The sequence below is a fragment of the Wolbachia endosymbiont of Tetranychus urticae genome (assembly GCF_046529255.1).
Taxonomy (GTDB): domain Bacteria; phylum Pseudomonadota; class Alphaproteobacteria; order Rickettsiales; family Anaplasmataceae; genus Wolbachia.
In genome coordinates this window covers 1,292,595-1,307,504 of record NZ_CP114181.1, presented here as the reverse complement: position 1 = coordinate 1,307,504, position 14,910 = coordinate 1,292,595, and the positions used below count along the sequence as shown (strand labels likewise).

Sequence of the window (14,910 nt, the reverse complement as noted above, 5' to 3'; positions counted from 1 at the left end):
AATAAGTAGGAAATATTATGTTTTTTCTTTGAGTTGTGAAATTTCAGAATGAGAGAGGCCAGTTGTCTGGGAAATAACATCAATCGGGATACCAGCTTTAAGTAAATTTTTTGCAACTTCAATTTTACCTTCAATTTTACCTTTTTCTTCGCCGATTAGGATACCTTCTTGTCTACCTTTTTCAGTAGCATCATCAAGTTTTTGGAGAAGAATGGCTTGTATCTGTATATTTGAATTTTCTCTTCATATAGTTGTTGATTTTATAAGCTACATAGGTATGCTCAGTCAATAATAATTTACTTTATTATATAAAATAAAATAGGAGGTCTGTTATGTTAGAACAAGTACAAGCTATAGATAGTAGGGAATCAAAAAATCAAGAGCAGAAGAAACGTTTATATACAAACATAGAATTTCCAGAAGATACAAATGAATATCAACTGAGCATGACAATATATAAACAAATCGAGAGAGAAAAACGAAAAAAGATTTTAAAACAAGTAGAAGAAATAGAAAAAAAATATACCAATCCTTTTGATGTTACCAATGTAGGAAAATTTCTATGTGAGTTGTCAGAAATTGTAAAGCTTGCAGATAAGGAAAAAGTTATGTTTGGTATGCCATATGGATTAGTACATGGAATGCTATCTGAGGAAGAAAAAAGAAAGGCAGTGAAGGAAATATCGTTGATAAGTCACTTAATAAGAAGCGTAGCTCTCATCAAGAAAGAAAACTTGAATCTTGAAAAAAATGAACAAGATATGCTGGATTCTCTTACTTCAAAAATATCTGCTTTAATTTCAACAGGAACATATGTGAATAAAGAGGTACTTGATTTGTATCGCACTAGTATACCGATAGACTCATCTATAGAGGAAAAACGTAATGGATATCTATTGAGTTTAGAAAAAGCTGTCCAGAATAGCATTGAAAATGGTTCAAAGGAAGGCGTGATAATAGAAAGAGATAACGAGTTTTATTGTGTAAAATGCCCAGAGGGAAGTGTTATATCACCTGCGAAGTTTATGAGTTCCCCGGAATTTAAGAGTCTGGAGTATGGTGCGTTACGAGTGGGGGAAGGTGATAATGTAATTCGTATACATAAAGGACAATATCATGATATGAAAGGTAGAGTAACAATGTCTTTTAAGGTAGGTAATGAAGAACTTACAATGATTTTATCTTCTAAAAAAGCTGATGAACCTGAAAACAATGCCCTAAATTTTGGTACAATCATGGTTTATATGGATGATAGGAATTGTGAAATTTTTTCAAAACACTTTCATGAGTTAGAGAAGGTACCACGTCTAGAGAGAATTGTTAATAGAGCTAAAAGTTTCATAAAAGAGAAAAATGGTGAAAAAAGTGAGCCGTTTAGTGTCATGGAAGCAGTTCGTGCATTTAAGTGTTCTAATTGTGGTCATAGTTTGAATTAACATTTACTTCAGGGGAATGTATATTTATGTTCTCCTGAGCCAGCACACAGTATTTAGTATAGAAAATATCAGTGGATTTTTTTTAATTGTTATGCTTAAGCTTTTCTACATCAGAAACTGGTAATCCAGTAAACTTAGCAATATTATTAACATCGATATTATCAGCAAGCATTGCTTTTGCCACTGCAATTTTAGCTTTCATTTCACCTTCTTGTCTACCTTCTTGTCTACCTTCATGTTTAGCATCATCGAGTTTTTGAGCGAGGACAGCCTGTTCATCACGAATACGCTTGATCTCTTGTTCATAGGCAATAAATTCTTTTTCTGACCAGTTGAACCTATTGAGTTCTTCATATGCTCTTTTAATTATTAGATCACTTCCTATTATTCTTTCTAACTCTTCTTCACTAGTTTCATCTGCATATCTAAAAAAGTAGACCCATTTTTCAACTATACTTGAAAGCTGATCTTCTTTGGTTTTTGGAAATTTAGGCAGCTCAATAAATACAAAATAAAAATCTTTTAGATCATGTTCATTAGTATCTTCATCCCGAATGGTGTGTTTTGATTTATACTCAGCCTTATCCGGAAATAGTATACAATCTGCTATAGCAATAAAGATAATTTCCTTAAGGTCATGGTATTGATCACCTTTATCCGCTTGTCTTGAGTAAGCTTTAGCTGCGTAGTATTGGGCACGTTTTTCAAAGCCTTTGGTTTTAGCGACCTGCATCTCAATTATCCATTGCACTCCTGTAGAATCTCTACATAGCACATCAACAATACTTTGCTTTTTAGATGCAATATCAGGATCTTGAATAGTACTTAAAAACTCTATATCCTGTATTGCATTTTTGCCAGTAAAGCTCAAAATATCATTTAGAAAGTGAATGAGGATATCTTTATTCTTTTCAGTACCAAAGATACGCCGAAACGCAACATCATTTTTTGGATCGAGAAACTTAGAAAGAGCCATGAGAAAGTAAGATAAAAAGCATTAATAATTATACACAATTCTGAAGAAATATTCAACAATTAAACGTAATGTTAACCTGTATAATATTTATGACAAACATCTCGATAAGGTATCAGATAGCACAAAAAGTAAGGAGCTGGAGGTTAAAGAGAAAATATACCCTGAAGGATTTAGTAGGCAAAACAGGCATAAACTATCATACACTGATAAGCAAGGAACATGTGGCATTCCAACTGAAAAGTTAAAAATATTAGCAGAGGCGTTATCAATTCCTATTAGAAATCTCTTTCCAGGACGAAAAGTGCTAAAAGAGAGCTGTTGTTTTGATGAAGCTAGAAGCCAGGAAATGTATAATTTTATAGAAAAAATAGAAGGACGCAAAGCAATTTATATGTTAACCAAATCTGTCCGAGCTGAGGAAGAAAGTAATATAAAAGCAGCAAGAATAAGAATTGCAAGGAATCTAGTTAAGGCGGGGTTTGCTACTGAGATTATCTATCGGGCAACAGACTGAAGAATATGATAATAAGGAGGAAAAAGGTTCTGAGCATTCAAATGAAGGACAAGAGATCAAGAAGTGGAGAATAATAAAAGGATATACACAAAGCAAAAAAGCTTAATGTAGGGCCCTCACAGATACATCACTATGAACAAGACTCTTTTAAGTGAAAGATTATGGGAAATAGCAAAAGAATTATCAGTGGATGTTGAAGATTTGATAAAGGAATATAAAGAAAATGATTGCAAAGATGGTGAAGGAGAAAATGAATTATTAAGTTTGGCAATAGAAAAATTGACAATCAAGAATCACGAGATGAACTGAATATATGGGCAGAATTTTTCTTGCAAAGAAAGCAAATTTACAAAGAAAAGATTTACAAAATAGAGGGAATGAAAGTTGCAAATAATTTACTTCAGTTAGGTTTTTCTACTGATGTTATTTCTAAAATAATTGATTAACAACAACCTTTTTACATAACTTGAAAATAAATATGCATTAATATCTTTACCTATCCATGAAAAAATAAGTAAAAAAGATTGAAAAATTGATTTGACTTCACTCGAAAGCTATGCCAATGCTGATAAAAAAACAGCAGTAAATATTTAAAAAAAGTTTGTTGTTAGTGAAGGGTAAATTATATGAATAAAAGTAAAGAAGAAATCGAATTCAGAATATTAGAAAGCAAAGGTAAAGCACTACTTGATCGTGAAATAATGGAAACATTTTTAAGTGCAGTACATGAAAGGCCGCAAGCTCAAGAAATTGCTAAAAATCTGGTGAATAGCTATACGGGAGTAGGAAGGATTTTAGGTAGAGAAATGGATGACCTGAAAGTCATAGAAGGAGTAACTGATTCTGCAGTAGCAATGATTATGTGTGTTAAGGAAACACTAGAAAGGGTACTGAGAGAAAAGCTTAAGAGTAAGCCAATAATGGACTTGCAAGGGCTAGTAGAGTACTTGAACGTAAGTATAGGCCACTCAGAAAGGGAATGTGTAAAAATACTGTACTTGAATAAAAGGAGCCAATTAATCGGAGAAGAATCCTATATTGGTGAAATGGAAAAAGCACCAGTATACATAAAGGAAATTATAAGAAAAGCATTAATAAAAAATGCAACATCAATAATAATGTCACATAATCACCCAGGAGGGAGCTTAAAGCCGTCAGAAGAAGATCAAGAAGTAACGAAGAGCTTAGCAGCAGCAATGTGCAATGGGCTTTGACCATCGATATCTTTAGCACTTGCATTGACACTATGATCAAGAATATATTTTATAGTTTCAAGATTAGAACCCTTGATAGCAAAATGTAATGTAGTCCATAGATTAATGTCTCTAGCACCGATGTCTGCACCTTTTTCTAGACAATACTTGAAGGTTTCTAAATCTCCCTCTTCCAAAGCAATGAACATTTTTTGCTGATTATCAATTGTAGTAAAATCTTGATTATACTTTTCTTTTACTTTGTCAGGATCGTTCTTTAACAACTTACCAATCTTTTTTTTGTTTTGTAGCATACCTTCTACTGTAAGTTTCCTAGCGTTAAGAAAAACTGCTATTGATGGATCTGGTAATAGTGTAGTTACGAGTAGATTATCGTGTGCTAAGTGATCACGTAAATACTTTCCTGTTAACAATGGAGTATTATCGTCCAGAAAAAGAAGATTATTTACTAAGCGATTTTCTCTTTCTAGAATTGACATTATATCTAGAACAAGCATCTCTATTGCTGCTTGCAGTTTTTTATCACTATCATAAGAAGAAAATTTTTCGGTAAAGTTATCAACAAGTTTATTGTCGTTTAAAATTTCCTTCAATTGAAATAGTTTTAACTCGAGCTGTTTATTATGCTTCTTCTCTGATATATCATAACCCTTACTTTTTTTGTCTTCGAAAGTTGTATTACCCTTTAATTTTTCCCTTAGTTTTCTGATAGACTTATTATCATCTACTCCAAATTCAGCAATACAAAAAATTTCATAAATTAATCTATTTACTTCATCAAGTCCTTTACCTGTCATTCTTGATCTAACAGTATGGGAAACTCTTGTCGATAGAATAGCAATTTCTTTAAGACTCTCAGAGTCTATTTTTGGAGAGATATTTTCTAATATTTTATTGGCACGGAACTTTATTCCCCTAATAACATTCTTATCAACTTTATTATCATTGAATTGACTACTTAGTGATTCTAATAATGCAAACCCCATAACATAGTCAGTTTTGATGTTTTTTGATTTAGCTTTTATAGAACTTATTATATTGTTAATCTTATCAAATAACTCTTGCTCATCATTTGTTTTATCAGTGATAATATCACTTAGTTCTTTAACAAGCTTTTCAAGCTTTTCGTCCTCCGTCATTTTAGAACTTACTAGACTACCTATTTCTAACTTAACATTATCAAGTACTGCAGCAACTTCTTTAATTTCATCTAAATTTTTACTATTGATGATTTTCTTTAGCAGCATTCTGACTGTTTTCATCTTGCTATTGAAAAGGATGCCAGTAACTACATCACCAATTTTTCTTATGTTGTTTTGAATGCCGACAAAAAAATTAATATCTGCGTTTTCTTCAATATCCATTCTTTTAGACAGTGAATAAGCATGTGAAAGTGAGTTACGTAGATCTATGAGAATTTTCCTTGTATTCTGTGGTAATGATAGTAACAAGAGCCCACTTGTAGTACTTGATAATTTAGGAGAATCCAAGGTATTCTTTAAACATTCACCTATAACTTGTAAGGTTCGTGTAATAACGAGTTGTCCCTCCTTTTGTTTAGGATCAGCTGATAATGCCAAGTTTATATAATTACTTATCTTTTTTAGAGAATGAATATCTCTAATTTGTTGGTAGTCACTATACAACTCTTCAAATTCAGGACTACTGCTAATTATTTCTGAAATAACTTCCTCACGTTTTAACTTTGGAAGGTCAGAGAGTTTGTCAATATTTACACCTTCTATTTCTTCTTCAAGCCTTGCTCCAAAGGTTTCTAGATAATTCAAAATTTTGAATTTGTTCAGAGATGCTTGATAAAATAGATTGATTTCTTGCCGTTTCATATACGAAGAAATAAAACTTACCAAACAAAATTCTACTTCTTCCCAGGGTAACCTATCATAGGTTGATTTTAACTGCCGCTTTAGTATGTGAATATTTTGCACAACAAATTTTGCTATAAATAGAAATTTTTCATCTACTGCTTTTATATTTGAGTACTCTGTTTTTAGGAGGTTAATGTTCTCAAGCACTAATTGAATTCGTTCTCTAATGCTATTTTTATTGATTTGAGCCTGCTTAGTAGAAGTATTAGAAAAAAACCGCAGGTCTATTAGTGTACTTTCAACAAAGATTCTAATCTCATCTGATATTGGAACGTTCTTTAGTCTTAATTCATCATAAGCTTGTGACAATGACTCATCTAGCTTATTTGAGGATTTACATTGAGCGACAAGTGTTTTTATAAGTTTGAGGTTACTTGAGCGTATGGCAAAGTAGAATTGATTTTCATTCATTTGACTAGTGTTTGCAGTAGATGCTTCGGGGGATTGATTATCAAGCATAAAGACTCCTTAAGTTTAGACATACTAGATCAGAGATAACTTACTACCACCAAGTACTTGTTTATGCAATAAAATTTATGATTTTTTCAGAAATAATTTTAAAGAAATGTTTTTTTTGCTTCCACTTTAAGTTTTTAATCTGCAATTAGGTTGGTACTTCAAAAAGACACAATTTTTCAAAACATACCTCTCTCCACTGTCAAATTAAATTCTTTTATTAACTTGTTTACTCTATATAAATTGTTGGAAAATACCCTATATTGTAGAGAAATAGAGAGTGTTCTTAATAGATTATGTAATAATATAGAATTTTTATGAAAAATAATTTAAGTAGAATTCTCTATTTGTTTCGGCTTAAAGTTCTCTGTTTTTGAGGGATTTTCTTGATTATGTATTGAAGATGGTAAGTGGTTTGTTGTGGTGGTTTGGTGGAGGCAAGCGGGATCGAACCGCTGACCTTCTGCGTGCAAAACAGATGCTCTACCAGCTGAGCTATGCCCCCAACTTTTGCTTAAAGCATAAATCACTCAGGCTGAAATGCAAGAAATATTTATTTGTGAGGCTATTGCTAAATAGTGCACAAATTCTGCATTTATGTATAATTCTCTATCTTTTTAGAGTTGTATCTCAGCTTTGTCAAATAAACCTATTAATTAACAAGAAATTTTCCTTCAAAAATTTTTAATTAAATTATCACTAATACAGCACATTATATAATTTATTTAACCACGCATGAAAATTTTAGTTTGATTAAAACAGATAAAAACTATATTACTGTTTAGTACAGCTGAAAAATAAAATGATCCCGTAGCTCAGCCGGTAGAGCAACTGACTTTTAATCAGTGGGTCACGCGTTCGAATCGCGTCGGGATCACTTAGAATCTTAAAAGCATGCTAAAAGAACAGGACAAAATATTCACAAACTTAAATGGTAAAGAAACACCACTACTTGAGGGTGCAAAAAAACGTGGTAGTTGGCAAAAAACAAAGGAATTACTGGATTTAGGATCAGAAAAAATCATTGAGGAAGTAAAGAAATCTGGCTTGAGAGGTCGAGGGGGTGCAGGATTTTCTACTGGCCTTAAGTGGAGCTTTATGCCTAAAAATACTTCAAAAGCGTATTTAGTAGTCAATGCAGATGAGTCAGAACCTGGTACGTGTAAAGATAGAGATATATTACGATATGAGCCACATAAGTTACTTGAGGGAATTCTTCTAGCTGGCAGAGCGATCAGCGCATCAGTTGCATATATTTATATCAGGGGTGAATTTTATAATGAATATTTAGTTCTAAAAAAGGCACTTGAGGAAGCCTATAAAGAAAACTTAATTGGAAAAAATGCCTGCAAATCAGGTTATGATCTTGATGTATTCATTCACAGAGGTGCAGGAGCTTATATATGTGGAGAAGAAACAGCTCAACTTGAATCAATTGAAGGAAAAAAAGGCTTTCCTCGCATGAAACCTCCATTCCCTGCAGGTGTTGGACTTTTTGGCTACCCAACCACAATAAACAACGTTGAAACTATAGCCATGGTTCCAGATATTCTAAATCGCGGAGGAGAGTGGTTTGCATCTCTGGGTAAACCAAATAATACTGGCACTAAGGTCTTTTGCATTTCAGGGCATGTAAATAATCCATGTAATGTTGAAGAAGAGCTCGGAATTTCACTGCGTGAATTAATTGAAAAATACGCAGGTGGAGTGAGAGGAGGTTGGGATAATTTACTTGCTGTAATACCTGGTGGGTCTTCAGTCCCACTAATTCCAAAATCTATATGTGATACTATTGAAATGGATTTTGATTCATTAAGGGCTGCACAATCAGGGCTTGGTACTGCTGCTGTAATAGTGATGGATAAATCAACTGACATAATAGCTGCAATAGAAAGATTATCACATTTCTATATGCATGAGTCCTGCGGACAATGTACACCATGCCGTGAAGGCACTGGATGGATGTGGAGGATTATGAGAAGAATGGTAGCAGGAAATATTAAACCTGGTGAAGTAGATAAGCTACTTGACCTTACAACTCAAATAGAAGGGCATACAATTTGTGCACTTGGCGATGCTGCAGCTTGGCCAGTTCAAGGATTAATCAGACATTTTCGTCATATAATTGAAGAGAGGATAGTAACTTAACTTATACTTTTAAATGATTTTACTACTTAGCAGCTAAAGTTAAAGAATATTGATTTCCTTCCCTTTTAGGTGCTAATTCTACTTTTGCAATATCTTCAGCGTCTCTAATTAGCCGTTCTAATTTTTTCAGTCCAACTTCAGTGTTTATAAGCTCTCTCCCTCTAAATCTCATTGTGACTTTAATTCTATGTCCATGCACAAGAAAATCCCTTGCTTGACGCAATTTTGTTTCGTAGTCGTGATCACCAATATTAGGACCCAGTTTAATTTCTTTTATAGTTAATGTTTTTTGTTTCTTTTTTGCTTCACTTGCCTTCTTTTTTATATCATACTTTTGTTTGCTATAGTCCAGAATTTTACATACTGGAGGAGTTGAATCAGGTGCGATTTCTACCAAGTCTAAATTAACACTTTGTGCAACTTCCAAAGCTTTTTCTATTGGAACAATTCCGACCATTTCACCACTATGATCAACTAAGCGTACCTCCTTAGCTGTGATGAGTTCATTAATTCTGTTTTTATTGTTCTTTTTGACTTGCAAATTTTAGCTCCATTAATTCAAATTAATAATTTTTAACAGCAATTCAGTAGCATTCTCCAAAGAAAAAGACTCCTGTTTTTCCGATCCTAAATTTCTCACTGACACAGTTTTATTTGTAACTTCATTTTTGCCTATGATCCATAATATAGGTACCTTACTTGAACTATGCAAACGTATCTTATAGCTAATTTTTTCATTGGTCAAATCAGTTTTGATTCTCACACCTTGTTCTTTTAAAACGTTGCTGATTTCTGTAGCATAACCGTCAGACTCATTTGTAATGGTCAGAATAGCAAGCTGTGTTGGAGCAAGCCAAACTGGAAATTTTCCTGCATAATTTTCTATTAAAATTCCAATAAAACGCTCAAAAGTTCCAAGAATTGCCCTATGTAACATGACAGGGTGATGCTTGTGCCCGTCTGTTCCTATATAAAAAGCTCCAAGCCGATCCGGTAAAATAAAATCAACTTGCAACGTTCCACATTGCCAATTTCTACCTATTGCATCTTTCAAAATAAACTCTAACTTTGGACCATAAAATGCACCTTCACCAGGATTAAGTTCATAACTAAGCCCTGCTTCTTTAACTGCTTCAAGCAGTGCTCTTTCAGCTCTATCCCACACTTCATCATTACCTGATCTAGTATCTGGACGGTCTGAAAATTTCACAGAAATTTCATTGAACCCAAGTTCTGAATATACTTCTTTTAAAAGGTCACAAAACTTTACAGTTTCAGAATTCACTTGTTTTTCCATACAAAAAATATGTGCATCGTCTTGCGTAAAACCACGCACTCGCATCAGTCCATGCAATGAGCCTGAGCTTTCATTTCTATGGCATGTGCCAAACTCTGCCATACGTATCGGTAAATCACGATAGCTTCTGATGTGAGAATTAAAAATCTGCACATGACAAGGGCAATTCATGGGTTTTATTGCTAGCTTTTTACTTTCAGATTCATCAATAATGAACATATTTTCACGAAACTTATCCCAATGTCCCGATTTTTCCCACAGCTCTTTGCTTACTAAAATAGGGGTTTTCACCTCAAAGTAGCCATTGTTCATTAACTTTTTTCTGATGTAAGACTCAAGAACATTATATAAAGTATATCCCTGTTCATGCCAAAAAATCTGCCCAACAGCTTCCTCTTGAATGTGAAATAAGTCCATATCCTTAGCAATTTTGCGGTGGTCGCGTTTTTCTGCTTCCTCCAGACGTTTAAGATAAGTATTTAATTCATCCTTATTTCTCCACGCGGTGCCATATATTCTTTGCAACATTGGGCCCTTAGAATCGCCACGCCAGTATGCACCTGCTACTTTCATAAGTTTAAACGCTTTAACTCTGCCAGTTGATGGTGAGTGCGGACCACGACATAGGTCTACAAAGTTGCCTTGTTTATAAACAGTTAGGTTTTCGTTTTCTGGTATTGATGAGACAATATCAACCTTGTATCTTTCACCTACATCACTAAAGAAATCAATTGCCTGCTTACGAGTCCAAACTTCTCGGACGAATCTGTGGTTACTTTTTATAATTTCCTTCATTTTTTTTTCTATTGCAGCAAGATCGTCCGTGGTAAAGGTACGATCTGTAGCAAAATCATAGTAGAAACCATCTTGAATTGTTGGCCCGATAGTAATCTGAGTATTAGGAAAGAGCTCTTTTACTGCCTGCGCCATTATATGGGCAGCATCATGCCTTATTATATCTAAACCCGCTTCGTCACTCAGTTGTATTACCTCTATCTCTGTATCAGATTCAATTTCACGTGAGAGATCATACAACTCACCATTTACCTTAAAGGCAATTGCTTCTCTCAAAGCATCCGGTTGTAATATATCAAAGCCAGTGACTCTACCACTGTATTCTTTTACTTTCTGTTCGGCTAAAAAGGTAACTTTTATCATTCATTAGACCTTTTATCATCCCAGTGCTTGACACTGGGATCCATGTTTCTTTCTTTTCTAGATTCCAGCGCCACGCGCTGGAATGACACCAAAAGGTGAGCTACTGATCTTTCAGTTAAATAACAGTTGTACAAGAGATCTATTACATGCTTGCTGTAAGAAATTTTAATTGTTGACATACCTAGTTAATAATACGGCCTATTCTTTTTTAACCTGAGTGCAATTGCTTCTTCCCAAACTTCACCATTACGCAATAGCTTTTCTTTATTGTACATTAGCTCCTCTCTTGTTTCAGTAGCAAATTCAAAGTTAGGACCCTCCACAATTGCATCAACTGGACATGCTTCTTGGCAAAGTCCGCAATATATGCATTTTGTCATGTCAATATCATAGCGTGTGGTGCGGCGACTACCGTCTTCTCTTTCCTCTGCTTCAATAACTATTGCTTGAGCAGGGCAGATAACTTCGCATAACTTACAAGCTATGCATCGTTCTTCACCATTTGGATACCTACGCAGCGCATGCTCACCACGAAACCTTGGACTTAAAGGGCCCTTCTCCATAGGATACCTCAAAGTAACCTTTGGTTTAAACATATATTTTAATGTAATAACAAACCCTTTAATTAACTCTACAGAAGACCAATACCAAGCTAATTTCTTGAGCATAATATTTAAAACTTGTGTCAGTCATTATAAATCATATTATCAGTTTTCAAAATAAATATTTTCATCTGGATGACTTTTGTAGTTTTTCTATACAATATATTTACTAATACTGCATTAATATGAATAAATAATATAAGCAAAAATTTTTTAGATTAGGTATTTCGATTTCTTAAATTGCTAAGTAGTTTATATAAATAATGACAAACACAAATGAAACTATTTTTGCTTTGTCGACCGTATTTGGTAAGTCAGGAGTTGCAGTAATCAGAATTTCAGGCAACTACACCCTTAAAGCTTTAAATCATTTTCATATTAAGAAAAAAATCAAACCAAGATTTGCTACTTTAGTTGATCTATATGATGATTCCAATCAATTGATAGATAATGGAATAATCATCTATTTCCCTGCTCCAAACAGTTTCACTGGCGAGGATGTTATAGAGTTACAAGTGCATGGAAGCAAGGCCGTCATAAAAATCATCTTGGAGAAATTATCAAAAATTTTCGTTATGGCCAGGCCTGGAGAATTCTCACTTAGGGCTTTTCTAAATGGTAAATTTGACTTAACGCAAATAGAAGGAATTGCAGACTTAATTGATGCTGAAACGAAAATGCAAGCTAAACAAGCGATTAAGCAGATATCAGGAGAATTGGAGAGACTATACAGCAATTGGAGGCAAAGATTAATAACGATACAATCCAAAATCGAAGCATATATAGACTTTCCAGAGGACATTTGGGCAGAAAAAAGTGAATTGGAAAAAATTAATAATGAAGTGCAATCTCTCGTGCAGTTGATACAAGAGCATTTAAATGATAATAGACGGGGCGAAAGGTTGCGTGAGGGTTTACATATTGTAATAACTGGTGAACCAAATGTCGGTAAATCAACTCTGTTTAATTTCTTAGCCAAGCGTGATATTGCTATTGTTTCTGAATATGCAGGCACAACAAGAGATATACTTGAAGCTCATATTGACATTGGCGGATACCCAATCATTCTCTCTGATACTGCTGGAATTCGTGAGAGTTCAGATCCAATAGAATCAGAAGGTATAAGTCGAGCGAAAAAAAGGTCTTTTGAAGCTGATTTAAGAATAGAACTATTTCCTTTTGAACAGCGTCATAATATCAATTGCAACGTTGTAAATAGCGATACTATTTATGTATTGAGCAAAGCTGACGATGCAATTAATGACAGAAATATACTGATTGGCGGTGTAGATTTTCTACCTATTTCTATTTTAAAGGGAATAGGTACAAACAAGTTGATCTCTCTCATAAAAAAGAAGGCAGAGGAAAAATTTGGGCATGATAGAGACACTCCTGTGATTACTCGGCAAAGACATAGGAGTCACATGCAGAAAGCACTGGAACATTTACAACGTTTTAATATCGATAATCCAATTGAGTTGATATCTGAAGACTTGAGGCTTGCTGCATTTGAACTTGGTGCAGTGATTGGAATTATTAATGTTGAGAAAATATTGGACAGTATATTTAGCAACTTTTGCGTGGGCAAGTAAAGCTTTTATAGATTGCTTAAAATCAAATATTGTGATAGAAAAGAAATGGACGGATGGCCGAGCGGTTTAAGGCACCAGTCTTGAAAACTGACGTACGTGATTAGCGTACCATGGGTTCGAATCCCATTCCGTCCGCACAGCATCTCGCTATGATAGCTGATTTTTAGGGCTTATTTGGACTATGTGGTTCATAACGCTGGAAATCTTATCTAATCTAGCCACATCTTTTAAAAATACATCCCTTTGTAAATTGACCTTGTTAGCAAAGAAAGCTAATATCTATAAATAGATCACCATCTGAATATGGAAACCGATATCGTAATAATAGGTGCAGGGCCTGTTGGAATATTCACTGCTTTTCAAGCGGGAATGCTTGATATGAGATGTCATATAATAGATGTTTTTGATCAAGCAGGAGGACAATGCACAGCTCTTTACCCAAAAAAGCCAATATATGATATACCTGGTTATCCTGTAATTACTGCCCGAAAATTAATTGAGCGACTAATGGAGCAAGCTTCACCATTTGAGCCTGTTTACCATTTAAGTCAAAAAGTGGAAAAGATTTCAAATAACGAAGGTGAAAACTTTACTATCATAACGAACATAGGTACAGAGGTAAAATGCAAAGCCGTTATCATTGCTGCAGGTAACGGAATGTTTGAACCTAACCGTCCACCCTTAAGTGGTATATTAGAATATGAAAATAAATCTGTATTTTATAGTGTAAATAAAATTTCTGATTTTCAGGACAAAACTATAGTCATTGCAGGGGGGGGTGATTCTGCGGCTGATTGGACTGTAGAACTTTCTAAAGTTGCGAAGAAAATTTATGTGATACATAGGAGAAAGGAATTTCGCTGCACTCCTGAAACTAGAAATAAATTAGAATCACTTGAAAATGACGGAAAGATAGAACTGGTAGTGCCATATCAATTACACGAACTAGCAGGAGGTAATGGGCAGTTGAGAGCAGTGATAGTAAAAAACATTGCCTCTAAGGAAGAAAGAGAAATATCCGCTGATTTTTTGCTGCCATTTTTTGGATTATCAATGAATCTTGGTCCAATAAACAATTGGGGTATAGAGTTAGAACATGGCCGCATAATTGTCGACCCAGCTACACTTAGAACCAGTAGAGATAGAATATATGCAATCGGAGATATAGCTACTTATCCAGGCAAACTAAAATTGATACTAAATGGTTTTGCTGAGAGCGCCATGGCTTGTTATCACATATACAAAGTAATTCACAATTCTCCAGTTAATTTTCAATATTCAACTTCAAAGGGAATTCATCGAAATTAAAGAGTAAAGAGATCCATGAACCTGTATGCAGTTATCTCAAGCATAAGGGAATACAAACGAAAAAGATTACTTTACAAATTTCCCCAACTCCCTTATCATGACAATAAGAGTATTTATCCTTGTTTTTGACGTGCAGGCTCAATTACAAAATTCAGTAAAAAACTCAGATATTTATTGGCAAATTACACAAAAATTATAGCGGCTGCATGTCTTTTTTATTTTTTCTACATTCAGCCAAAACGCGCTTTAAATGAGCGTTAGCACATTGTTACAATGCCAATTTACATTATTATAGGGTCAAAACTCGTTACACGGGGATTCTT

The 14,910-nt window shown here is 34.2% G+C and carries 12 protein-coding genes, 3 tRNA genes and 1 pseudogene; 9 read left to right on the top strand and 7 right to left on the bottom strand.

Annotated elements, in window-relative coordinates; genetic code table 11:
* Positions 1-15: 15 nt before the first annotated feature.
* Positions 16-216: pseudogene (locus tag O1Q06_RS06865) on the bottom strand (transposase); the annotation flags it as partial.
* Positions 217-332: 116 nt separating this feature from the next.
* Between O1Q06_RS06865 and O1Q06_RS06860 the strand changes: the two are divergent.
* A complete protein-coding gene (locus O1Q06_RS06860; RefSeq protein WP_410542500.1) occupies positions 333-1,436 on the top strand; it encodes a hypothetical protein in 1,104 nt (367 codons plus the stop codon).
* An 82-nt stretch (positions 1,437-1,518) separates the two neighbouring features.
* On the opposite strand, the gene O1Q06_RS06855 is transcribed toward O1Q06_RS06860, so the two are convergent.
* Positions 1,519-2,412, bottom strand: coding sequence for an Rpn family recombination-promoting nuclease/putative transposase (locus O1Q06_RS06855; protein ID WP_410542499.1), 894 nt, complete (start codon positions 2,410-2,412; stop codon positions 1,519-1,521).
* Positions 2,413-2,713: 301 nt separating this feature from the next.
* Here O1Q06_RS06855 and O1Q06_RS06850 point away from each other — a divergent pair, with 301 nt between their 5' ends.
* The 3 genes from O1Q06_RS06850 to O1Q06_RS06840 all read left to right on the top strand — a co-directional run bounded on the left by O1Q06_RS06850 (position 2,714) and on the right by O1Q06_RS06840 (position 4,140).
* Positions 2,714-2,926 carry a hypothetical protein gene (locus O1Q06_RS06850; RefSeq protein WP_410542498.1) on the top strand — a complete coding sequence of 71 codons (213 nt, stop codon included), beginning with the start codon at positions 2,714-2,716 and terminating at the stop codon, positions 2,924-2,926.
* A 132-nt stretch (positions 2,927-3,058) separates the two neighbouring features.
* Complete coding sequence (locus O1Q06_RS06845) at positions 3,059-3,235, top strand: hypothetical protein (RefSeq protein ID WP_410542497.1); 177 nt, start codon at positions 3,059-3,061, stop codon at positions 3,233-3,235.
* Positions 3,236-3,552: 317 nt separating this feature from the next.
* The gene (locus O1Q06_RS06840) at positions 3,553-4,140 is read left to right on the top strand and encodes a JAB domain-containing protein (protein ID WP_410542496.1); all 588 of its coding nucleotides are present in this window, start codon (positions 3,553-3,555) and stop codon (positions 4,138-4,140) included.
* On the opposite strand, the gene O1Q06_RS06835 is transcribed toward O1Q06_RS06840, so the two are convergent.
* Together O1Q06_RS06835 and O1Q06_RS06830 are read right to left on the bottom strand one after the other, a co-directional pair.
* Entirely contained in the window at positions 4,092-6,485 is a 2,394-nt protein-coding gene (locus O1Q06_RS06835) for an ankyrin repeat domain-containing protein (RefSeq protein WP_410542495.1), read from the bottom strand. The two genes, O1Q06_RS06840 and O1Q06_RS06835, sit on opposite strands and share 49 nt — an antisense overlap.
* Before the next feature lie 426 nt (positions 6,486-6,911).
* Positions 6,912-6,987 (bottom strand) — tRNA-Ala (locus O1Q06_RS06830).
* Between the two features lie 299 nt (positions 6,988-7,286).
* Here O1Q06_RS06830 and O1Q06_RS06825 point away from each other — a divergent pair.
* Together O1Q06_RS06825 and nuoF are read left to right on the top strand one after the other, a co-directional pair.
* Positions 7,287-7,359: transfer RNA gene (locus O1Q06_RS06825), tRNA-Lys, on the top strand.
* A 17-nt stretch (positions 7,360-7,376) separates the two neighbouring features.
* On the top strand, positions 7,377-8,630 hold the full coding sequence (nuoF, locus tag O1Q06_RS06820) for an NADH-quinone oxidoreductase subunit NuoF (protein WP_410542494.1): 1,254 nt from the start codon (positions 7,377-7,379) through the stop codon (positions 8,628-8,630).
* 22 nt (positions 8,631-8,652) lie between these two features.
* On the opposite strand, the gene infC is transcribed toward nuoF, so the two are convergent.
* From infC to nuoI, 3 genes are all read right to left on the bottom strand, one after another.
* Positions 8,653-9,171, bottom strand: coding sequence for a translation initiation factor IF-3 (gene infC / locus O1Q06_RS06815; RefSeq protein ID WP_410542493.1), 519 nt, complete (start codon positions 9,169-9,171; stop codon positions 8,653-8,655).
* 12 nt (positions 9,172-9,183) lie between these two features.
* Complete coding sequence (thrS, locus tag O1Q06_RS06810; protein WP_410542492.1) at positions 9,184-11,085, bottom strand: threonine--tRNA ligase; 1,902 nt, start codon at positions 11,083-11,085, stop codon at positions 9,184-9,186.
* Between the two features lie 185 nt (positions 11,086-11,270).
* Positions 11,271-11,753, bottom strand: coding sequence for an NADH-quinone oxidoreductase subunit NuoI (gene nuoI, locus O1Q06_RS06805; RefSeq protein WP_012481971.1), 483 nt, complete (start codon positions 11,751-11,753; stop codon positions 11,271-11,273).
* 197 nt (positions 11,754-11,950) lie between these two features.
* Here nuoI and mnmE point away from each other — a divergent pair, with 197 nt between their 5' ends.
* The 3 genes from mnmE (at position 11,951) to O1Q06_RS06790 (ending at position 14,587) form a co-directional block, all read left to right on the top strand.
* A complete protein-coding gene (mnmE, locus tag O1Q06_RS06800) occupies positions 11,951-13,279 on the top strand; it encodes a tRNA uridine-5-carboxymethylaminomethyl(34) synthesis GTPase MnmE (RefSeq protein WP_410542491.1) in 1,329 nt (442 codons plus the stop codon).
* A gap of 47 nt (positions 13,280-13,326) precedes the next feature.
* Positions 13,327-13,414, top strand: a tRNA-Ser gene (locus tag O1Q06_RS06795).
* Positions 13,415-13,582: 168 nt separating this feature from the next.
* On the top strand, positions 13,583-14,587 hold the full coding sequence (locus O1Q06_RS06790) for an NAD(P)/FAD-dependent oxidoreductase (RefSeq protein WP_410542490.1): 1,005 nt from the start codon (positions 13,583-13,585) through the stop codon (positions 14,585-14,587).
* Positions 14,588-14,910 lie beyond the last annotated feature (323 nt).